The sequence below is a fragment of the Amycolatopsis sp. FBCC-B4732 genome (assembly GCF_023008405.1).
GTDB classification, from domain to species: Bacteria; Actinomycetota; Actinomycetes; order Mycobacteriales; family Pseudonocardiaceae; genus Amycolatopsis; species Amycolatopsis pretoriensis_A.
Genome location: NZ_CP095376.1, coordinates 5,159,116 through 5,178,511 on the forward strand (window position 1 = coordinate 5,159,116; position 19,396 = coordinate 5,178,511).

The following is a 19,396-nucleotide window of genomic DNA, read 5'->3' on the forward strand; positions in this document are numbered from 1 at the left end:
ACCTGACGGTGGCACTGCACGCGGCGAACGCCGCCGGCGTCCTCTGTCGGTGACCTGGGGTCACCGCGTCGACGGCCTGGCCGGGGCCGACATCGAGGACGCCGACGGCGTCGCCCACCCGGGAATCATCGCGACGCCGCTGCCGATCCTGACGGCACCGCGCGCGCAGGTCGCCGCCCTCGTGCGGGCCGCGCTCCCTTCCCCTGGTGCGCTGACCTCAGCGCACCGTCACGCGGGTCCCCGTGCGGGCGGCCGCGAAGCCGTTCACCCACAGGGACTGGACCTTCGCCGTCTCGGTCGCGTCCGGCTTGGCGTTCTTGCACGCCGTGCCCGGGCCGTGGCCGGACATCAGCTCGGTGCACGGGCCGCTGTAGTGGTCGGGCAGGCCGAGGTTGTGGCCGAGCTCGTGCGCGGCGATCCGGGTCGGGTCGTAGCCCTCGGCGACCTGGCTCGTGTCGAGGTAGATGTCGCCGCGGCCGTGGCCGTTCGTGTTGGTGTACGAGCCGCCGCTGTGGATCTCGTGGAACTTGATCGTCGCGCTCGTGGTGCGCTTGACCAGCTTCACGTCGGTGACGGCGGCGTTCCAGTTCGCCGCGCCCTGGTCGATCTGGGCGAGGTAGTCCGGCGCGCCCGACGAGCTGTAGTAGAGCGTCGTGACTGCGGCCGCCGAAGCGGGCGCGGCCGCGAGCCCCAAGGCCAGCGGGGCCGCCAGGGCCAGCGCCGCGATCCGGCCGATCACGCGTGCTTCCATCGTGTCTCCTTCGTCCGATTCAGAGAACACTTGACCGTCGTTCGAGCGATCAGGTTAGAAGTCCACCGACCGGGCGGGCCACGGCCGAAAGTAGTTCCCTCGCGGGAGGGAGCCGGGTCCCGCCGCCGCGTGAGCCGTCCGGGCCCGCCGCCGTGGTCTGCTCTCCGGCGTGGACATCCTGGTGGGCCTGCTGACCCTTCCCCTGTACGCGCTGGTGCTGTGGCCGCTCGTCGTGGCGTCGCGGCGGGTGCTCGGCGTCCGGATCGGCGCCGTGCGGGCGTTGTGCGGTGCCGCGTTCGGCTGGCTCGTCGCGGGCGGGATCGCGCAGGCGTTCCCGGTTTCCCTGCTGCGCAACGGCGGCGCGGCGCTCGGGCTGGTGATCCCGTTGGCGGGCAGCGCTTTCCTCGCGACGCTGATCTTCCTCCTCGTCGCCGAGGTGGCCCTGCCGGACGGGCTCCGGGTGCGCGCGCTGGGCGCCAAGCTCACGCGCGCCCGCCGGTACTCGCAGATCAGCCGGATCGCCGTCAAGCACGGCCTCGGCCGCTACCTCGCGGGCCGGCGCGACCCCGATCTCGCGCCGGGACGGCACGCCAAGCTCGCCCGGTCCCTGCGCCGGGCACTGGAAGAGGGCGGCGTGACGTTCGTGAAGCTCGGCCAGCTGCTCTCGACCCGCGCGGACCTGCTGCCACCGGCGTTCGTCGACGAGCTCGCGAAGCTGCAGGACCGGGTCGCACCCGCTCGCGCCGAAGCGGTGTGGGCCCTGCTGGCCGCCGAACTCGGGGGCTCGCCCGACGACGTCTTCGCCGAGTTCGACCCCGAACCCCTGGCGGCGGCGTCGGTCGCGCAGGTCTACCGGGCGAAGCTGCGCGGCGGCGCGGACGTCGTCGTGAAGGTCCAGCGCCCCGGGGTGCGGGAGCAGGCCGAACGCGACATCGACATCGTCCGGCGCGTCGCCGCGGCCCTCGAGGAACGCGCGGACTGGGCACGCTCGCTCGGCGTCGCCGAACTGGCCGAGGGGTTCGCCGCGGCGCTGGCCGAGGAACTCGACTTCACCATCGAAGCCCGCAACATCGCCGCCGTGGCCGCCACTTCCGGCTCGGACGTCGTGCTGCCGACCGTCCACAAAGCACTGTCCACCGAGCGCGTCCTCGTCATGTCCCGGCTGACCGGCCGTCCGGTGGAGACGGCACCGCCGGCGGACCGCAAGCGGCTCGCGCGGTCGTTGCTGCGCTGCCTGCTGGACCAGGTGATGATCGGCGGCGTCTTCCACGCCGACCCGCACCCGGGCAACCTCATGCTCCTGCCCGACGGCCGCCTCGGCCTGCTCGACTTCGGCTCGGTCGGCCGCCTCGACGCGAGCCTGCGCGGCGGCCTCCAGAACCTGGTGCTCGCCCTCGACCGTGGCGACCCCGCGGCCCTGCGCGACGGGCTGCTGGAGATCGTCGACCGCACCGACGACATCGACGAACAGCGCCTCGAACGCGCGCTCGGCGCCCTGGTCGCCCGCCACTTCGGCCCCGGCCGCTCCCCGGGCCTCGACCTCTTCACCGGCCTGTTCCGGGTGGTCGCGGACTTCCGGCTGAGCGTGCCCCCGCCGGTGGCCGCGGTGTTCCGCGCACTGGCGACGGTGGAGGGCACGCTCGCCGCCCTCGACCCCGCGTTCGACGTGGTGGCGGAGTCCCGCGCGTTCGCCGTCGAGCAGGTCGGCGCCGGCTTGCGCCCGGAGTCCCTGCGCCGCACGGCGGTCAACGAAGTCATGGCCCTGCTCCCGGTGCTGCGCCGCCTCCCCCGCCGCATCGACCGCATCGGCGCGGCCCTGGAGGAGGGCAGGCTGTCGGTCAACATCCGCCTGTTTTCGGACGAGCGCGACCGCGACGTGGTGACGGGCCTGGTCCACGAGGTTCTGCTGGCCTTCGTGGGCGCGGCAACGGGCTTGATGGCGGTGTTCCTGCTGGCCGGCAACGGCGGGCCGAGGATCCTGCCGGACCTGACGCTGCACCAGGTGTTCGGCTACAACCTGCTGGTGATCAGCGCGTTGGTGGGGTTGAGGTTGCTGTTCGTGGTCTTCCGGCGCTCCGGACGGCGGTCATGATGCCTTCCAACGCCACCGTCAGAGACTCCGGAAAGACCGCGCGCACGCAGGCGAAACACCTGTTCAGCTCTGGGAAGTAACGATCGAATCGGCCTCGGTTTCCGTACCTGCGACTGTAGCGATGAGGTCTCCAAGAACTCACGCTTGGCGCGAGCTTGCACCAGCAGCCGGTCTTTACGAACCCCTAGAGACGGCTTGGCAAAGTATTCGATCAGCAAGGCGACGAGCGCCGACGTCACAGCACTGATCAATGCGGTGTACACAGAGATTTCTATCACGGCCGCCGATCATCATCGAGTCGGCGTAAGTTGTCACGCCGTCCGCGGCGCGTACATGATCACCGCGACCCCCGCCAGGCACAGCAGTGCGCCGATGACGTCGTAGCGGTCCGGCCGGTAGCCGTCCGCCAGTACTCCCCACGTCAGTGAGCCCGCCACGAACACGCCGCCGTACGCGGCGAGGATGCGGCCGAAGTGGGCGTCCGGCTGGAGCGTCGCCACGAAGCCGTACACGCCCAACGCCACGATTCCGCCGCCGATCCACAGCCAGCCGCGGTTTTCGCGGACGCCCTGCCAGATCAGCCACGCGCCGCCGATTTCGCAGATCGCCGCGGCGAGGAACAGGAGGATCGAGCGCAGGAGCACCCCGGGATACTAGCCGCGTGCCGTTCACGTTGAGTCATCCCGCCGCTGTGCTGCCGCTGGCGAGACGGCCGCTGGTGGCCTCCGCGCTCGTGGCCGGGTCGGTCGCGCCCGACGTCTTCTGGTTCGTGCCGCGGCTGCCCGGGATCGGGCTGACGAAGACCCACGAGTTCGCCTCGGTCCTCTGGCTCGACCCGCTCCTCGCCCTGGTGGTCCTGGCCGTCTTCCACGGCTTCCTGAAGCGGCCTCTGCTCGCGCTGGCTCCACGATCGCTGGCCGAACGGGTGCCCCGGCACTTCAGCTGGAAGCGGCCGGGGTGGATCGCCCTCTCCCTGGTGCTCGGCGCCGCCACGCACGTCGGGTGGGACGCCTTCACCCACGAAAGCGGCGGTTTCCCGTTCCTCCGGATCCCGCTGGTCACCGGGGTCGACGTCGGCCGGCTGATCCAGCTGGTCAGCACGATCGCGGGTGCCGGGGTGCTCGCCTGGTGGCTGCGGAACTGGTACCGCACCGCGCCCACCACACCGGCACCGAACGCCTCCCGCCACCGCAAGCCCGTGCTCGCGTTCCTGGCCGCCGGCGCGCTGGCCGGCGTCGCCGCCGAAGTCCTGCCGTTCCTCGCCCACCACGACCCGATGACCGGTGCGGGCGTCGCCGGCAACGCGACCTACCTCGCGGTCACCGGCGCCGGCAGCGGGTTCCTGATCGCGCTCGGACTCCACGCCGCCTGGTATAGGGCGTTATACACAAAGCGGGCCACCCCGGAGGGTGACCCGCTCGGTGAACCGGAACTCAGACGGTGAAGCCGAGGGCGCGCAGCTGCTCGCGGCCGTCCTCGGTGATCTTCTCCGGGCCCCACGGCGGCATCCAGACCCAGTTGATGCGGAAGTCCTTGACCAGCCCACCGGACGTCAGCGCGGCCGACGTCTGGTCCTCGATCACGTCGGTCAGCGGGCAGGCCGCGGACGTCAGCGTCATGTCGATCGTCGCCGTGTTGTCCGGCTCGACGCGGATGTCGTACACCAGGCCGAGGTCGACGACGTTGATGCCGAGCTCCGGGTCGACGACGTCGCGCATGGCTTCCTCGACGTCCTCGAGCTTGGCGAGGTCGAGGTCCTGCGTCGCGGTGGTCTCGGCGTCGAGGTCGGCGGCGGTGCGCCCCTCACGAGTGGCGGTCTCTTCGGTCATGCTTTATCAACTCCACTGGTGGTCCGGGCGACGGCGTCCTTGAAAGCCATCCAGCCGAGGAGGGCGCACTTGACGCGGGCCGGGTACTTCGCGACACCCGCGAAGGCGACCCCGTCCTCCAGCACGTCCTCGTCCGGCTCGATCTTTCCCTTGCCCTGCATCAGTTCGACGAAGGCGTCCATGGTGGTGAACGCCTCCTCAAGCGTGTGGCCGACGACGAGATCCGTCAAGACCGACGTCGAGGCCTGGCTGATCGAGCAGCCCTGGCCGTCGTAGGAGACGTCGGCGACCTTCCCGTCGTCGAGCTTCACCCGCAGCGTCACCTCGTCGCCGCAGGTCGGGTTGACCTGGAACGACTCGGCGTCGAACGGGTCGCGCAGACCGCGCCCGTGCGGGTTCTTGTAGTGGTCCAGGATGATCTCCTGGTACATGCTCTCCAGGTTCACTGCGCCACCCCGAAGAACTTCTGCGCCTCGCGGACCCCCGCGACCAAGGCGTCGACCTCGGAGAGCGTGTTGTAGAGATAGAACGACGCGCGCACGGTCGCCTGGGCGCCGCACGCCCGGTGCAGCGGCCACGCGCAGTGGTGGCCGACGCGCACGGCGATGCCGAGGCTGTCCAGCACCTGGCCGGCGTCGTGCGGGTGCACGCCGTCGATCACGAACGACACCGTGGCGCCGCGGTCCTTGGAGTCGGTCGGCCCGATGATCCGGACCCCCGGGATCGCGCCGATGCCTTCCAGGGCCGCCGCGGCGAGCTCGTGCTCGTGGGCCGCGATGCGGTCCATGCCGATGGCCGAGAGGTAGTCGACGGCCGCGCCGAGGCCGATGGCCTGCGACGTCATCGGGACGCCCGCCTCGAACCGCTGCGGCGGCGGCGCGAAGGTGGAGCCCTCCATGCGGACCATCTCGATCATCGACCCGCCGGTCAGGAACGGCGGCATGGCCGACAGCAGCTCGGTGCGCCCGTAGAGGACACCGATGCCGGACGGGCCGAGCATCTTGTGGCCCGAGAACACGGCGAAGTCGACACCCAGCGCGTGGAAGTCGACCGGGAAGTGCGGCACCGACTGGCAGGCGTCCAGCACGGTGAACGCGCCGACGGCCTTGGCCTTCTCGACCAGCAGCGAGACCGGGTTGACCGTGCCGAGCACATTGGACTGGTGCGCGAACGCGACCACCTTGGTGCGCTCGGTGATCAGTTCGTCCACATCGGACAGGTCGAGGCGGCCGTCCGCGGTCACCTTGAACCACTTCAGCGTCGCCCCGGTGCGCTGGCACAACTGCTGCCACGGCACGAGGTTCGCGTGGTGCTCCATCTCGGTGATGACGATCTCGTCGCCCGGCCCGACCACGAAACGCGAAGCTTCGGGACCGGCCGTGGCGGCGTTGCTCATCGAGTACGCGACGAGGTTGATGCCCTCGGTCGCGTTCTTGGTGAACACCAGTTCTTCGGGGTCGGCACCGACGAACTCGGCGATCTTCGCCCGCGCGGACTCGTAGGCGTCCGTCGCTTCTTCGGACAGCTGGTGGGCGCCGCGGTGGACGGCGGCGTTCGACGTGAAGACGTAGTCGCGCTCCGCGTCGAACACCTGCGTCGGGCGTTGCGACGTCGCTCCGGAGTCCAGGTACACCAAGGGTTTCCCGTCGCGAACCGTGCGCGACAGGATGGGGAAGTCGGCCCTCAGGGCCGCCACGTCGAGTGGCACAGAGCTGGCCGAGGTGGTGGTCATCGGGCCGACTCCTCTCATTCTCGGTGTGTACTGGCGAAAGTCAGAGCGCGGCGGGCTCGGGCTTGCCGACGTACTTGACGTAGCCGTGCTCCTCCAGCTCGTCCGCCAGCTCCTTGCCGCCCGACTCGACGATCTTGCCGCCGGCGAAGACGTGCACGAAGTCCGGCGTGATGTGCCGCAGGATCCGGGTGTAGTGCGTGATCAGCATGACGCCGACCTCGCTCGACGCCTTGTAGTTGTTCACGCCCTCGGACACGACGCGCAGGGCGTCGACGTCGAGGCCGGAGTCGGTCTCGTCGAGGATGGCGAACTTCGGCTTGAGCAGCGCCAGCTGCAGGATCTCGTGGCGCTTCTTCTCGCCGCCGGAGAAGCCCTCGTTGACCGAGCGCTCGGCGAACTCCTGCGAGATCTCGAGCTTGCCCATCTCCTCCTTGACCTCCTTGACCCAGTGGCGCAGCTTGGGGGCCTCGCCACGGACCGCGGTGGCCGCGGTGCGGAGGAAGTTGGACATCGAGACGCCGGGCACCTCGACCGGGTACTGCATCGCGAGGAACAGGCCCGCGCGGGCGCGCTCGTCGACGCTCATCTCGAGGACGTTCTCGCCGTCGAGCAGCACCTCGCCGGAGGTCACCTGGTACTTCGGGTGGCCGGCGATCGCGTAGGACAGGGTGGACTTGCCGGAGCCGTTGGGGCCCATGATCGCGTGCGTCTCGCCCGACTTGATGGTCAGGTTGACGCCCTTGAGGATCTCCTTGGCGCCCTCGTCGGTCGTGACCGAGGCGTGGAGGTCCTTGATTTCCAGGGTAGCCATGTCTTTTCTTTCCTGAAGTCTGTGGTGGACGGCGTCAGGCGCCAACGGCTTCGAGCTCGGCCTCGATCGCGGCTTCGAGGCGCTCGCGCACCTCGGGGACGTCGATCTTCACCAGGATCTCGTGGAAGAACCCGCGCACGACCAGCCGCCGCGCGGCCTCTTCGCCGATCCCGCGCGACTGGAGGTAGAACAACTGCTCGTCGTCGAACCTTCCCGTCGCGCTCGCGTGGCCGGCGCCTTCGATCTCGCCGGTCTCGATCTCGAGGTTCGGCACCGAGTCCGCGCGCGCGCCGGGCGTGAGCACCAGGTTGCGGTTGAGCTCGTAGGTGTCGGTGGCCTCGGCCGCGGCGCGGATCAGGACGTCGCCGATCCAGACCGTGTGCGCGTCGTCGCCCTGCAGCGCGCCCTTGTACATCACGCGCGACTTGCAGTTCGGGACCGCGTGGTCGACGAACAGCCGGTGCTCCTGGTGCTGGCCCTTGTCCGCGAAGTAGACGCCGAGCATCTCGACGTCGCCGCCCTTGTCCGCGAAGGTCGCGGTCGGCGAGATCCGGACGAGGTCGCCGCCCAGCGTGATCACGGTGTGCCGCAGCGCGGCGTCGCGGCCCAGCTTCAGGTGCTGCTCGGAGACGTGCACCGCGTCGTCGGCCCAGTCCTGGACGCTGACCACGGTGACCTTGGCGCCGTCGCCGATGACGAACTCGACGTTGTCGGCGTAGGTGCCGGAGCCGACGTGGTCGAGCACGATCACGGCTTCGGCGAACGCCTCGGCGCGGACCTGCAGGTGCCCGTAGGCGACCTGGCCTTCGCCCGGGCCGTGGATCCGCAGCACCGACGGCTTCGACGCCTTCGTCTCCTTGGGCACCGTGACGACGGTGGCCTTGGTGAACGTCGAGTACGCCTGCGCGGCGATCCGGTCGCTCGGGACGCCGGCCTCGCCGAGGCGCGAGTCGTCGCGGCCGACCGACTCGATCTTCAGCTCGTCCGCCGCGTCGGCGTCCAGGGTGATCTCGCCCGTGGGCTGCGCGCTGCCGTCGTGCAGGCCGCGGAGGCGCTTCATCGGCGTGAAGCGCCAGTTCTCCTCACGGCCGCGCGGGACCTCGAAGGCCTCGACGTCGTAGGAGGTGAAGCGCTCCGCGCGGGAGGCGGCCGGAATGACCGCCCCCTCGCGAAGAGCCTCGGAAACGTTGTTCTCGGTAACCGACATGACTAGCCGACGGACCCTTCCATCTGGAGCTCGATCAGGCGGTTCAGCTCGAGCGCGTACTCCATCGGCAGCTCACGGGCGATCGGCTCCACGAAGCCGCGCACGATCATCGCCATCGCCTCGGCCTCGTCGAGACCGCGCGACATCAGGTAGAACAGCTGGTCCTCGCTGACCTTGGACACCGTGGCCTCGTGGCCCATCGACACCTCGTCGTTGCGGATGTCCACGTACGGGTACGTGTCCGACCGCGAGATGGTGTCGACGAGCAGCGCGTCGCAGACCACGCTGGAGCGCGAGTGGTGCGCCCGCTTCGCCACGCGGACCAGGCCGCGGTACGACGTCCGGCCGCCGCCGCGCGCCACCGACTTCGACACGATCGTCGAGGAGGTGTGCGGCGCGAGGTGCTCCATCTTGGCGCCCGCGTCCTGGTGCTGACCCTCGCCCGCGAACGCGACCGAGAGGACCTCACCCTTGGCGTGCTCGCCCATGAGGAAGACCGACGGGTACTTCATCGTCACCTTGGAACCGATGTTGCCGTCGATCCATTCCATGGTCGCGCCCGCTTCGCACTTGGCGCGCTTGGTGACCAGGTTGTAGACGTTGTTCGACCAGTTCTGGATGGTCGTGTAGCGGCAGCGGGCGCCCTTCTTGACGATGATCTCCACGACCGCCGAGTGCAGCGAGTCGGACTGGTAGATCGGCGCCGTGCACCCCTCGACGTAGTGCACGTAGGCGTCTTCGTCGACGATGATCAGGGTGCGCTCGAACTGGCCCATGTTCTCGGTGTTGATCCGGAAGTAGGCCTGCAGCGGGATGTCCACGTGCACGCCCTTCGGCACGTAGATGAACGAGCCGCCGGACCAGACCGCCGTGTTCAGCGCGGAGAACTTGTTGTCGCCGGCCGGGATGACCGAGCCGAAGTACTCCTCGAACAGCTCCGGCTGCTCCCGGAGCGCCGTGTCGGTGTCCAGGAAGAGGACGCCCTGGGCCTCGAGGTCCTCGCGGATCGAGTGGTAGACGACCTCGGACTCGTACTGCGCCGCGACACCGGCGACGAGGCGCTGCTTCTCCGCCTCGGGGATGCCGAGCTTGTCGTAGGTGTTCTTGATGTCCTCGGGAAGGTCTTCCCAGCTCGCAGCCTGCTTCTCGCTGGAGCGGACGAAGTACTTGATGTTGTCGAAGTCGATCCCGGAGAGGTCGGCCCCCCAGTTGGGCATGGGCTTCTTTTCGAAGAGCTTGAGCGCCTTCAGTCGCGCTTCGCGCATCCACTCCGGCTCGGACTTCTTCCCGGAGATGTCGGTGACGACATCTTCGTTAAGCCCGCGACGGGCGCTGGCGCCCGCCTCGTCGGAGTCGGCCCAGCCGAACGCGTACTTGCCAAGGGACTCGATGGTCTCTTCCTGGCTCAGTGGCGCGGTGGTGGGAGTGCGCTGCTCGGCAGCGGCAGTCATGCGGGTTTCCCTCCATTCGGGATCCGTGCTTCGCGCCCAGTGGGCACCGTGCTTCCCGGCTCGGGATGGGCCGGGTTACCCGTCGTGACGGGCACGTGTGTGGTGCACGCGGAGTCACCGCGTGCGATGGTCGCCAGCCGCTGGACGTGGGTGCCCAGCAGCCGCGCGAACGCCTCGGTCTCGGCCTCGCACAGCTGCGGGAACTCCGCGGCGACGTGGGCGACCGGACAGTGGTGCTGGCAAAGCTGCGCTCCGACGTTGTGGCTGGTGCCGGAGACGTTCTGACCGGGTGCCGGAGCACCCACCTGACGGGTCGACGCAGCGTAGCCCTCCCTGCTCAACGCGGTGGCCAAGGCCTCCGCGCGCGCCGCCGGATCACTCGAACCGGTGATCGCCGGGCGGTGCGGGCCGACCAGCTTCTCGACGCGCTGTTCGGCGAAGGCGCGTACGGCGTCTTCGCCGGCGTGCTCGGCGAGGAAGCGGATGGCGGAGACGGCGAGGTCGTCGTAGGCGTGGCCGAACCGGGCGCGGCCGGGCTCGGTGAGCAGGAACAGCTTCGCCGGACGGCCCCGGCCCCGGGGTCCGCGGCGCGGCGCGTCCCGGGTCTCGGCTTCGCCGTCGGCGAGCAGCGCGTCCAGGTGGCGGCGGACCGCCGCCGGGCTGATCCCGAGCTGCTCGGCGACCACGACCGCGGTCATGGGACCCTGTTCCAGCAGCAGCCGGGCGACCTCTTGCCGGGTCTTGCCCTCGGCGCTGACCTGCGACGGGACGTGCGGGAGCGTGGCGCGGGGCATGTCGCCGCCCGCCTGGTCACCCGCCTCCGTCTTTTTCACAACACAAGTGTGTCTTATTTCCCCGCGGTCGGCAAAGGCGGGGTGTCCGGCAGTGACCCGACTCACTCCGGGGCGGACCGATACCCTGCACCCGTGGCAGTGGGTGAGCAGGACCAGCAGGCGGCGGTGATCGCGACCGAAAGCACGCACCCGGTGACGCTTTCGCCCGTCCGCCCCCTCGAACCGCTGCCCCTCGAGGCCGACGAGCGGCGCGGGCTGAACGTCGTGCGCCGGTTCGGCACGGTCGGGTCGCTCTTCCTCGCGCTCGGCTCGCTCGGCGCCGGTGCCGCCCCGGTGATCAACCCGGTGCAGGAGATCCCGGTGCTGCGGCTGTTCACCCGGATCCCGACGGTGTCGCTGGCCATCGCCATCTCCGGGATGGGCATCCTGGTGCTCAGCTGGCTGATGCTCGGCCGCTTCGCCCGGCCCGACCGCGCGCGGCTCGCGTCGCAGGGCCAGCTCTCCCGCACCATCGCGCTGTGGGTGCTGCCGCTGCTGGTGATCCCGCCGCTGTTCTCCCGCGACGTCTACAGCTACCTCGCGCAGAGCGAGATCGTGCACCGCGGCATGGACCCGTACGTGCTGGGTCCGGCGCAGGCCCTCGGCGTCGCCGACCCGTACACCGCGGGCGTGTCGAACATGTGGCGCGAGACGCCGGCGCCGTACGGGCCGCTGGTGCTGCGCCTCGGCGGCTGGCTGGCGCCCTTGGCGGGCAACAGCATCGCGGTCGGCGTGCTGCTGCAGCGCGTGCTCGCGCTGGCCGGTGTGGTCCTCATCGTCTGGGCGCTGCCGCGGCTGGCGCGCCGCTTCGGCGTGCAGCCCGCGACCGCGCTGTGGCTCGGCGCGCTGAACCCGCTGCTGATCTTCCACTTCGTCGCCGGCGCCCACAACGACGCGCTCGCCGTCGGCCTGATGCTCGCCGGGCTGGAGGTGGGCATCCGGAAGCTGCCGATCCGGGTGAAGGGCGACACACCCCCGCCACTGGCGCGAGGCGAACTGCTCTACATCGGGCTCGGCGTGGCCATCATCACGCTCGGGGTGGCGGTGAAGCTGCCCGCGGTGTTCGCGTTGCCGTTCTTCGCCGTGATGGTGGCGCGGCGCTGGCACGGCCGGCTCAAGGACCTGTTCCTGGCGGGCGCGCCGATGGCGGCGTGGTTCGGCGTCGTGCTGGTCGCCGTCTGCTTCGGCACCGGGCTCGGCTTCGGCTGGTTCGGGGCGACGTTCAACACCCCCGGCCTGGTCCGCTCCTGGATCTCCCCCACCGCGGAGCTGGCCAACCTGTCCGGCGTCCTGGGCATCGCGCTCGGGCTCGGCAACCACACCGACGGCCTGGTGCCGATCCTCGGCGCCCTGGGCTACCTCGTCGCCGTGGCCATCACCTTCAAGTTCCTGTGGGACAGCTTCAAGTGGCGCTACCGGCCGATCATCGGGCTGGGCGTGTCGCTGGGCGCGGTGATGATCCTGCAGATCAACCTGCAGCCCTGGTACGTGCTGTGGGCGGTGATCCCGCTGGCCGCCGCGGCCGGGACGTCCCGCTTCCGGGTGGCCGCGACGGTGCTGTCGGCGGCCCTGCCGTTCCTGCTCCCGCCGACCGGCAGCACGTTCGACGGCCGCCCGTACGTGCTGCCGTTCGCCTACGTCGCGGCGATCGTCGTCTGCGGCGGCGGGATGCTGATCGTCCGGCGGCTGGCGCCCGTGCTGCTGTCCAGGCCGTCCCCGCGGCTGCCCGCGCGGGCCGACGCCGTATCGTGACCCGACGTGAGTGCCCCCGCCGTCGAGATCACCGGGCTGGTCAAAAGCTACGGCTCCACCCGCGCGGTCGACGGTCTCGACCTGCGGATGGAGCGCGGCAGCCTGCTCGCCCTGCTCGGCCCGAACGGGGCCGGCAAGACCACCACCGTCGAGCTCTGCGAAGGCTTCCTCAAGCCTGACGCGGGCACTGTCCGGGTGCTGGGGCTCGACCCGGTCCGCGAATCGGCGGCCCTGCGCCCCCGCGTCGGGATCATGCCCCAGGGCGGCGGCGCGTACCCCGGCGTCCGCGCCGACGAGATGCTGCGGCTGGTGGCGTCCTGCGCGGCCTCGCCGCTGGACCCGGCCTGGCTCCTGGAGACCCTCGGGCTGACGTCGGTGCGCCGGACGCCGTTCAAGCGCCTCTCCGGCGGCCAGCAGCAGCGGCTGTCACTGGCGTGCGCGCTGATCGGCCGCCCCGAGCTGGTGTTCCTCGACGAGCCGACGGCGGGCATGGACCCCCAGGCCCGCCGCCTGGTGTGGGACCTGCTGGCGGCCCTGCGCCGCGACGGCGTCTCGGTGCTGCTGACCACGCACCTGATGGAGGAGGCGGAGGCGCTGGCCGACACGGTGGTGATCGTCGACCACGGCAAGGTCGTCGTCTCGGGAGCGCCCCAGTCGTTGACGATGGACGAGACGGGCGCGGCGGGCCTGCGCTTCAAGGCCCGCACCCGCCTCGACACGGAGCTGCTGGCGGCGGCGCTGCCGGAGGGTTACGCGGTCCGCGAGTCGGCTCCGGGCACGTACGTGGTGGCCGGTTCGATCGACCCGCAGGTGGTCTCGACGGTCACGGCGTGGTGCGCTCAGCAGGGCGTGCTGCCCGACGACCTGCAGGTGGGCAGGCGGACGCTCGAAGAGGTCTTCCTGGAGCTGACCGGACGGGAGCTGCGGGCATGACTTTCGCCCCGGGAACCTTCACCCCCGCGCCGGGCCGCGGGTCGCTGGGCCGGATGCTGCGCACGCACGCGCGGGTCGAAGCCAGTCTGACCCTGCGCCACGGCGAGCAGGTGCTGCTGACGCTGCTCATCCCGCTGGCGCTGCTGATCGGGTTGTCGCTGCTGGACATCCTGCCCGCGTCGTCGCTGGGTTCGACGTCCAAAGTGGACTGGATCACGCCCAGGATCCTGGCGCTGGCGGTGATGTCGTCGGCGTTCACGGGCCAGGCGATCGCTCTCGGCTTCGACCGGCGCTACGGAGTGCTGAAGCGGCTTTCGGCGACGGCGTTGCCCCGGTGGCTGCTGGTGGCCGGGCGCCTCGCGGCCGCTCTTCTGGTGGTGGCGCTGCAGTCGGTGATCATCGGCGTGGTGGCGGCTTTCCTGGGGTGGGCGCCGTCGTTGTCGGGCCTGTTCTCGGCGGTGCTGCTGCTGGTGCTGGGGACGTTGGCGTTCGGGGCCCTCGGGGTTCTGCTGGGCGGCGCTTTGCGGGCGGAAGCCGTGCTGGCGCTGGCGAACGTGGTGTGGTTCGTGCTCCTGCTGGCGGGCGGCATCCTGCTGGCGCCTTCTTCGCTGCCTTCGGGGCTGGCTTTCGTCGTCCAGCTGCTGCCGTCGGGGGCGCTGGCGGAGGGCATGCGGGCCGCGCTGGTCGACGGGGCGTTCGCACCCGGCCCGATGGCGGTGCTGGCCGTGTGGGCGGTGCTTGCGGGCGGGCTGGCTTCGCGGACGACGAAACTCACCTGAGTCCCGGGGCGCGGGTAGAACTGACGTCACGAATCTGCCGCCGCCGCGCCAAGGTCATCCGGATACATCCGGTACCGAGGGGGCACTTCACATGGTTTCGAAAACCCGCGTCTTCCTGATCCTGCTCCTCCTGCTCGTGGTGGCGATCGGCGTGCTCGTCCTCCTTCTCAAGCTGGACGCGGGCGCCTTCTGGATCAAGACCGCGCCGATCGCCGTCCTCGGGTTCGGCGCCGTCTTCGCGCAATCGATGGGCTTCTTCCAGAAGAAGGCCAAGAAGACCGAGTGACCTTGGTCCCTTGTGGCCACGCCGCCGTTCTGGGCGCCGGGACCTGCCGAAAGCCGCGTTTTCGCGCGCTCTACCATCGATGGGTGCCGTTCACCAGCCTCGTCGCCCGCTTGCCGTTTCCGTCCGCCGCCGTGCAGCGGGCCGTCGGGATCGCCGCGGTCCTCGCGCAGGCGCTGATCGGCGTCACCGGCTCCATCGTGCGCGTCACCGGGTCCGGGCTCGGCTGCCCGACCTGGCCGCAGTGCGTCGCCGGCAGCCTCGTGCCGAAGCACGACTCCGGCATCGACGCGCTCAACCAGTGGATCGAGTTCGGCAACCGGCTGCTCACCGGCGTCGTCATCGCCGTGGCCGCGGTCGCCGTCATCACCGCGTGGCGCGTGCAGATCGACCACCCGGGCCGCAAGCGCCTGGTGAAGCTGGCCTGGACGATGCCCGGCGGCGTCGTGCTGCAGGCCGTCGTCGGCGGCCTCACCGTGCTCGCGAAGCTGGAGTGGTGGACGGTCGCGATCCACTTCCTCGCCACGACCCCGCTCGTCTGGCTCGCCGTCCTGCTGCTGCGCGCGTTCCGCGAAGGCGACGAACCCGCGCGGTCGCTGGTCCCCGCGTCCGGCCGGGGCATCCTGGTCGCGCTGGCCGTCGTGATGTGGCTGGTCCTCGCGGCGGGCACCACGGTCACCGGCGCCGGCCCGCACAGCGGCGACATCAACACCCACCGCCTCGACGCCCCGGTGGAGGCGCTCGCTCAGGTCCACGGCGGGCTCCTGGTGCTCTACCTGCTGCTGCTCGCGGTGTTCGGCCTCCAGCTGATGCGCGTCGGCGCGCCGAAGAGCCTGTGGCAGCGCTACACGGCGGTCTGGGTGGTCGCGCTGGCGCAGGGCGGCCTCGGCTCGCTGCAGTACGCGCTGGGCGTGCCGGAGGCGATGGTGTCGTTCCACGTCCTCGGCGCGATGGCGGTCATCATCGCGACGGCGACCCTGTGGACCGGCAGCCGCGACCGCGGCCCGGCGGTCTCGCTGGCACCGGCCCCGCGCGAACTCGCGGCCGCCTGACGGCAACGCGGGCTTAACTCGGCATCGGCGTGCCCGTTCACGGCCGTGGGTTACTGTTCGCGCCATGACCTCGCGCGCCGCCCCCAAGCCGCTGATCTCCCATCGCCGCGGCACGGGCGAGATGATCGTGCTCAAGTCGTTCCTGCTGGTGCCCTTCGCGGCGCTGCTCATCGCGGTCCCGCTGGTCTGGGGCTGGGGCATGACCTGGGTCGACCTGATCCTCGCGGCGGTGTTCTACGTCTTCGCGACGCTGGGCGTGACGGTCGGCTACCACCGCTACTTCACGCACGGCGCGTTCAAGGCCTCGCGGCCCCTGCGGGTGGCGCTGGCCATCGCGGGCAGCATGGCGGTCCAGGGTTCGGTGATCTTCTGGGTGGCCAGCCACCGCCGCCACCACGCGTTCGCCGACCGCGAGGGCGACCCGCACTCCCCCTGGCTGTTCGGCACATCGCCGTCGGCGCTGCTGCGCGGCTTCTGGCACGCGCACATGGGCTGGATGTTCGGCCGCGAGGTGACCAACGCGGACCGCTTCGCCCCGGACCTGGTGGCGGACAACGATCTTCGCTGGGTGAACCGCTACTTCTGGCTGTGGATCACGCTGAGCCTGGCGTTGCCGGCGGTGCTCGGCGGGCTGATCACGTGGTCGTGGTGGGGTTTCGTGACGGCGTTCTTCTGGGCGGGTTTGGTGCGCATCGCGTTCCTGCACCACGTTTCGTGGTCGGTCAACTCGGTGTGCCACCTGATCGGCGAGCGCCCGTTCGCGAGCCGCGACAAGGCGGCGAACTTCTGGCCGCTGGCGGTGCTGTCGATGGGCGAGTCCTGGCACAACTCGCACCACGCGGACCCGACCTGCGCGCGGCACGGGGTGCTGCGGGGGCAGGTGGATATCTCGGCGCGGGTGATCCGGACGTTCGAGCAACTGGGCTGGGCGACGGATGTGCGCTGGCCGCGAGCGGATCGGCTGGCCGCCAAGCGAGCCTGAGTTCACCCACGGTAACCTTCTCTCGCGGACAGTGATCCGCGCATCGAACAAGTACACAGAGGAGAGCGCGTGGTGCACGACCACGCCGGTGGCGGCGGCGAAGGCGGCGGCAACACCGGCAACTGATCTGGCCCGGTGCCAGCTCTCCTCGGCAGGGAAAGCCTTTTCGAAGATCGAGCGAAGCCACACATTGGCGCGAGTTGTGGCTTCGTTCCGATCACCCTTGCGGCCACCTGAAGGCGATCCCGTACTCCTCCCGCGGCTGACATCCCCCGGCGAACGTGTGCTGCACGAACCCGTCGCCGACGTCGAGCAAGCGGGGATCACCCGCTGCCGGCCGCCGCAGTCTCTCCACCTCGAGCTGCTCCGCGAACCACCAGCACGCTTGCGGCAAGCAGGTTTCGTCGAAGTTCACCCGGATCGTCAGCCCGCCCGGCGCCACCCCGTGGTGATCGACCTTGACGCTGATCCAGCTGCGTTCCTCGTCGAGTTTCCCGTCCACCGCCTCGGAAACGAACCCGTAGGGCTCGTCGAGCCGCAGCTTCCGCCGGAAGCGCAGCCGGGCCAGCACGGGGTCGCCCGGGTCCTCGCCGGGCACCGCGATCAGGCGGCAGTTCCACAGGGCTTTCACGGGCAGCTCGGCGAGGTTCCCGGTCCACCCCGTCTCCGCGTGGACGTCGTAGCCGTCGACACCGTCCTTCCGCGCGACGACGACCCGCTCGGTGATGCGGCGCAGCGCGGTCCGCCGGTGCATCAGGACGGTGACGAGCATCCGGTCCACGAACACCGGCTGCGCGCCCTCCGACGGAGCGCGGAACCCCTCCGGGCTCCGGTCGCCGGGCACTGTCCCCGCCGCGGCCGATCGCCCGATCTCCACGTACGGCAGCCAGTCCGCGCCTTCGAGGTGTCCGAGCCGGCCCGCGACGGCGACGGCGAGCATCTCGAGCGCACCGGCCCAGGCTTTGTTCATCGGGGTGTTCGACAGCGGTTTCCGGGCCCCGAAAAGGCCACGCACTTCGGCCAGCTGGCCGAACCGTTCACCGAGTGTCGACGCCCAGCCGCCGTCCGGAACCGGCGGGAGCCGAAATGCCGCCAGCAGGACGAAATGCTCCCGCGGTTCCACCACCGAGCCCAGCTTGCCGATTTCGTCGACGACGAGGCCCCAGAGCGCGCACGCGCGCGATTCCGGCGTGGCCGACGGCAGTGAAGCGGTCGGGCCGACGAGACAGCCGAGTGCGGTCGCGGAACCGCTCGACGACGATTCGGCCGCCCGTTGGAGCGCCCCGAGCAGGTCTTCGTCCCGGCGCCGGGCCAGCGATCCCAGCGCGGCCTTTTCGGGAAGGTCCGGCAAAGATCGACAATCCGCAGAAAATTCCGGCAAGCAGAAACACCTCCGCACCACCAAAGATCATTTCCGATCGCAGCCCCCGAGCGGCACCCTGAAATCGAGGCGTACTAGTACACCATAGAGAGGGGTAGTACAGTGGGCAATGGTGAGCACGGCAAGCCTGCAGCCGGCCAAGACGATTCCCACGGCCTGCCGAAATTGATCAAAGCCGGGCTGACCGGAATCGGCGGGCTCTACGTCGTCACCGGCTCGATTGCCGTGACGACGATCGGGGCGGTCGTCGCCCTGGTGCTCGCCGCCGTGCAGCGAGCCGCCAGGTGACTACGCCAGCTGCTGCCGCACCGCCGATGCGAAGCGCATCGGCGCGGCCGGGTCGGTCTGGCGGAAGCCCAATGACGGCTCCGTCAGCTCCAGCTCCAGCAGCAGCGGCATCCCGTCCGCCCCGTTCACCAGGTCCACCCGGGCGTACAGCAGCTCCGCGCGCAGGATCCCCAGCAACGCCGAAGCCGCGTCGAGGACGTCCTCGGCCAGGGCCACCGCTTCCGCCGGCGGTGAAGCCGGAGCCAGCTCCTCCGAGAGGTACAACCCCGAAGCGTCCAATGTGGACCCCAGCATCGCACCCTTCGAGAAGGCGTGCGAGTAGATGCCGCCCAGGTACACCAAGGCCAGTTCGCCCGAAGTGTCCACACTGGACTGATAAGGCTGGATCAGCGCCGTGTGCCCCTCGGAGTGCAGCGAAGCCACGTGTGACGAGGCGTCGGCACCGCCGGCGAACCGGGCCGCGCCGCGTGAACCCGCTCCCACCGAAGGCTTCACCACGAAGTCCGACGCGGGGAACCGGGCCGGGTCACCGGGCTGGACCAGCGCGGTGGGCACCACCGCCAAGCCCGCGTCGAGCAGCTCCGCCAGGTACGACTTGTCCGTGTTCCAGCGGACCACGTCCGCGGAATTGAGCAGGGCCGGGACCGACTCGCACCAGGCGAGGAACTCCGGGCGCCGGGACGCGTAGTCCCAGGGCGCGCGCAGGATCACCGCGTCCGCCGAGGAAAAGTCGAACGACGAGTCCCACGGGGCCCAGGCCACCGAAAAGCCCAGCGCCGACAAAGCGGGCACCACGGCGTCGTCGTCGCCGTCACCCGTGGGGAGCTCCGAGCAGCTGACCAGGACCGCGGTGGGGCTCACCGGCCCGCCATCTTGCGGCGGTGGGCCGGGCCGATCTTCGTCTGGTTGACCGTCTCCGCGTCCCACGTCGCCGGCGAGAGGTCCTCGACGGCCTCGACCAGCGCCTCACCCGTCGCCACCGAGGGGACCACGACGTCGCCGAGGGCACCGTCGGCGCCGACCAGCACGACACGGGCGCCCGCCCGGCCGATGTTCTCCACCACCGCGCGGGACGGCTTGCCGTGCGCCTTCACGAACTTGCGCGCCGCGGCCAGCTGCGCGCTGGTCGGCGAAACGACTGTCTCAGATGATTCGGACACGTCCCGAACCATAACCAACCCGGCGCCGGAACGCGGAACAGCGTGGCGTCGGCCATAGTTGCACCGGGAGAACCCGACCC

At 70.5% G+C, this 19,396-nt stretch carries 21 protein-coding genes and 1 pseudogene; 10 read left to right on the plus strand and 12 right to left on the minus strand.

The window, feature by feature from the left end:
* Positions 1-49 precede the first annotated feature (49 nt).
* Positions 50-208 (plus strand): annotated as a pseudogene (locus tag MUY14_RS47350) (DUF2000 family protein); the annotation flags it as partial.
* 9 nt (positions 209-217) lie between these two features.
* Here the strand turns inward: MUY14_RS47350 and MUY14_RS22050 are convergent.
* Positions 218-751 (minus strand): snapalysin family zinc-dependent metalloprotease, encoded by a 534-nt coding sequence (locus MUY14_RS22050; RefSeq protein ID WP_247011463.1) that lies wholly within the window; start codon positions 749-751, stop codon positions 218-220.
* Positions 752-920: 169 nt separating this feature from the next.
* Here MUY14_RS22050 and MUY14_RS22055 point away from each other — a divergent pair, with 169 nt between their 5' ends.
* Positions 921-2,843 (plus strand): AarF/ABC1/UbiB kinase family protein, encoded by a 1,923-nt coding sequence (locus tag MUY14_RS22055; RefSeq protein ID WP_247011465.1) that lies wholly within the window; start codon positions 921-923, stop codon positions 2,841-2,843.
* A gap of 311 nt (positions 2,844-3,154) precedes the next feature.
* Here the strand turns inward: MUY14_RS22055 and MUY14_RS22060 are convergent, their stop codons facing one another.
* Positions 3,155-3,487 carry a YnfA family protein gene (locus MUY14_RS22060; RefSeq protein ID WP_247011467.1) on the minus strand — a complete coding sequence of 111 codons (333 nt, stop codon included), beginning with the start codon at positions 3,485-3,487 and terminating at the stop codon, positions 3,155-3,157.
* Between the two features lie 17 nt (positions 3,488-3,504).
* Between MUY14_RS22060 and MUY14_RS22065 the strand changes: the two genes are divergently transcribed.
* Entirely contained in the window at positions 3,505-4,287 is a 783-nt protein-coding gene (locus tag MUY14_RS22065) for a DUF4184 family protein (protein ID WP_247011469.1), read from the plus strand.
* On the opposite strand, the gene MUY14_RS22070 is transcribed toward MUY14_RS22065, so the two are convergent.
* The 7 genes from MUY14_RS22070 to MUY14_RS22100 are packed head-to-tail and all read right to left on the minus strand — an operon-like array spanning position 4,277 to position 10,667.
* Positions 4,277-4,672, minus strand: coding sequence for a metal-sulfur cluster assembly factor (locus MUY14_RS22070; protein WP_191314206.1), 396 nt, complete (start codon positions 4,670-4,672; stop codon positions 4,277-4,279). The genes MUY14_RS22065 and MUY14_RS22070 overlap by 11 nt on opposite strands.
* A complete protein-coding gene (gene sufU / locus MUY14_RS22075) occupies positions 4,669-5,118 on the minus strand; it encodes a Fe-S cluster assembly sulfur transfer protein SufU (RefSeq protein ID WP_247011471.1) in 450 nt (149 codons plus the stop codon). The genes MUY14_RS22070 and sufU overlap by 4 nt, the downstream gene beginning before the upstream one ends.
* Positions 5,115-6,404, minus strand: coding sequence for a cysteine desulfurase (locus tag MUY14_RS22080; protein ID WP_247011473.1), 1,290 nt, complete (start codon positions 6,402-6,404; stop codon positions 5,115-5,117). Before MUY14_RS22080 ends, sufU begins: the two co-directional genes overlap by 4 nt.
* Positions 6,405-6,444: 40 nt before the next feature.
* Positions 6,445-7,215, minus strand: a complete 771-nt coding sequence (gene sufC, locus MUY14_RS22085) for a Fe-S cluster assembly ATPase SufC (RefSeq protein ID WP_247011474.1) — start codon at positions 7,213-7,215, stop codon at positions 6,445-6,447.
* Between the two features lie 34 nt (positions 7,216-7,249).
* Positions 7,250-8,422, minus strand: coding sequence for a Fe-S cluster assembly protein SufD (gene sufD / locus MUY14_RS22090; RefSeq protein WP_247011475.1), 1,173 nt, complete (start codon positions 8,420-8,422; stop codon positions 7,250-7,252).
* 2 nt (positions 8,423-8,424) lie between these two features.
* Entirely contained in the window at positions 8,425-9,873 is a 1,449-nt protein-coding gene (gene sufB / locus MUY14_RS22095) for a Fe-S cluster assembly protein SufB (RefSeq protein ID WP_247011476.1), read from the minus strand.
* Positions 9,870-10,667 (minus strand): metalloregulator ArsR/SmtB family transcription factor, encoded by a 798-nt coding sequence (locus MUY14_RS22100; protein ID WP_247025199.1) that lies wholly within the window; start codon positions 10,665-10,667, stop codon positions 9,870-9,872. The genes sufB and MUY14_RS22100 overlap by 4 nt, the downstream gene beginning before the upstream one ends.
* A gap of 138 nt (positions 10,668-10,805) precedes the next feature.
* On the opposite strand from MUY14_RS22100, the gene mptB reads away from it, so the two are divergent.
* The 6 genes from mptB to MUY14_RS22130 all read left to right on the plus strand — a co-directional run bounded on the left by mptB (position 10,806) and on the right by MUY14_RS22130 (position 16,487).
* A complete protein-coding gene (mptB, locus tag MUY14_RS22105; RefSeq protein ID WP_247025200.1) occupies positions 10,806-12,458 on the plus strand; it encodes a polyprenol phosphomannose-dependent alpha 1,6 mannosyltransferase MptB in 1,653 nt (550 codons plus the stop codon).
* Between the two features lie 6 nt (positions 12,459-12,464).
* Positions 12,465-13,391, plus strand: a complete 927-nt coding sequence (locus MUY14_RS22110; RefSeq protein ID WP_247011477.1) for an ABC transporter ATP-binding protein — start codon at positions 12,465-12,467, stop codon at positions 13,389-13,391.
* Positions 13,388-14,170: an ABC transporter permease gene (locus MUY14_RS22115; protein ID WP_247011478.1), complete on the plus strand. Its 783-nt coding sequence runs from the start codon at positions 13,388-13,390 to the stop codon at positions 14,168-14,170. Before MUY14_RS22110 ends, MUY14_RS22115 begins: the two co-directional genes overlap by 4 nt.
* Before the next feature lie 91 nt (positions 14,171-14,261).
* Complete coding sequence (locus MUY14_RS22120) at positions 14,262-14,456, plus strand: hypothetical protein (protein ID WP_086856735.1); 195 nt, start codon at positions 14,262-14,264, stop codon at positions 14,454-14,456.
* A gap of 83 nt (positions 14,457-14,539) precedes the next feature.
* Positions 14,540-15,505 carry a heme A synthase gene (locus tag MUY14_RS22125; protein ID WP_247011480.1) on the plus strand — a complete coding sequence of 322 codons (966 nt, stop codon included), beginning with the start codon at positions 14,540-14,542 and terminating at the stop codon, positions 15,503-15,505.
* Positions 15,506-15,569: 64 nt separating this feature from the next.
* Positions 15,570-16,487, plus strand: a complete 918-nt coding sequence (locus tag MUY14_RS22130; protein ID WP_247011482.1) for an acyl-CoA desaturase — start codon at positions 15,570-15,572, stop codon at positions 16,485-16,487.
* 217 nt (positions 16,488-16,704) lie between these two features.
* Here the strand turns inward: MUY14_RS22130 and MUY14_RS22135 are convergent, their stop codons facing one another.
* Positions 16,705-17,838 (minus strand): hypothetical protein, encoded by a 1,134-nt coding sequence (locus tag MUY14_RS22135; RefSeq protein WP_247011484.1) that lies wholly within the window; start codon positions 17,836-17,838, stop codon positions 16,705-16,707.
* Positions 17,839-17,970: 132 nt separating this feature from the next.
* On the opposite strand from MUY14_RS22135, the gene MUY14_RS22140 reads away from it, so the two are divergent.
* Entirely contained in the window at positions 17,971-18,156 is a 186-nt protein-coding gene (locus MUY14_RS22140; protein ID WP_247011486.1) for a hypothetical protein, read from the plus strand.
* Here the strand turns inward: MUY14_RS22140 and MUY14_RS22145 are convergent, their stop codons facing one another.
* Positions 18,157-19,017, minus strand: a complete 861-nt coding sequence (locus MUY14_RS22145) for a RimK family alpha-L-glutamate ligase (RefSeq protein WP_247011488.1) — start codon at positions 19,015-19,017, stop codon at positions 18,157-18,159. It abuts the gene before it with no gap.
* Entirely contained in the window at positions 19,014-19,316 is a 303-nt protein-coding gene (locus tag MUY14_RS22150) for a hypothetical protein (protein WP_396126585.1), read from the minus strand. Before MUY14_RS22150 ends, MUY14_RS22145 begins: the two co-directional genes overlap by 4 nt.
* Between the last annotated feature and the right edge of the window lie 80 nt (positions 19,317-19,396).

What these genes read in the sequence shown, in the direction of transcription:
- MUY14_RS22050 (WP_247011463.1), bottom strand. Translation starts at nt 751, where the DNA reads ATGGAAGCACGCGTGATCGGCCGGATCGCGGCGCTGGCCCTGGCGGCC.
- MUY14_RS22070 (WP_191314206.1), bottom strand. Translation starts at nt 4,672, where the DNA reads ATGACCGAAGAGACCGCCACTCGTGAGGGGCGCACCGCCGCCGACCTC.
- MUY14_RS22080 (WP_247011473.1), bottom strand. Translation starts at nt 6,404, where the DNA reads ATGACCACCACCTCGGCCAGCTCTGTGCCACTCGACGTGGCGGCCCTG.
- sufC (WP_247011474.1), bottom strand. Translation starts at nt 7,215, where the DNA reads ATGGCTACCCTGGAAATCAAGGACCTCCACGCCTCGGTCACGACCGAC.
- sufD (WP_247011475.1), bottom strand. Translation starts at nt 8,422, where the DNA reads ATGTCGGTTACCGAGAACAACGTTTCCGAGGCTCTTCGCGAGGGGGCG.
- sufB (WP_247011476.1), bottom strand. Translation starts at nt 9,873, where the DNA reads ATGACTGCCGCTGCCGAGCAGCGCACTCCCACCACCGCGCCACTGAGC.
- MUY14_RS22100 (WP_247025199.1), bottom strand. Translation starts at nt 10,667, where the DNA reads ATGCCCCGCGCCACGCTCCCGCACGTCCCGTCGCAGGTCAGCGCCGAG.
- MUY14_RS22115 (WP_247011478.1), top strand. Translation starts at nt 13,388, where the DNA reads ATGACTTTCGCCCCGGGAACCTTCACCCCCGCGCCGGGCCGCGGGTCG.
- MUY14_RS22120 (WP_086856735.1), top strand. Translation starts at nt 14,262, where the DNA reads ATGGTTTCGAAAACCCGCGTCTTCCTGATCCTGCTCCTCCTGCTCGTG.
- MUY14_RS22130 (WP_247011482.1), top strand. Translation starts at nt 15,570, where the DNA reads ATGACCTCGCGCGCCGCCCCCAAGCCGCTGATCTCCCATCGCCGCGGC.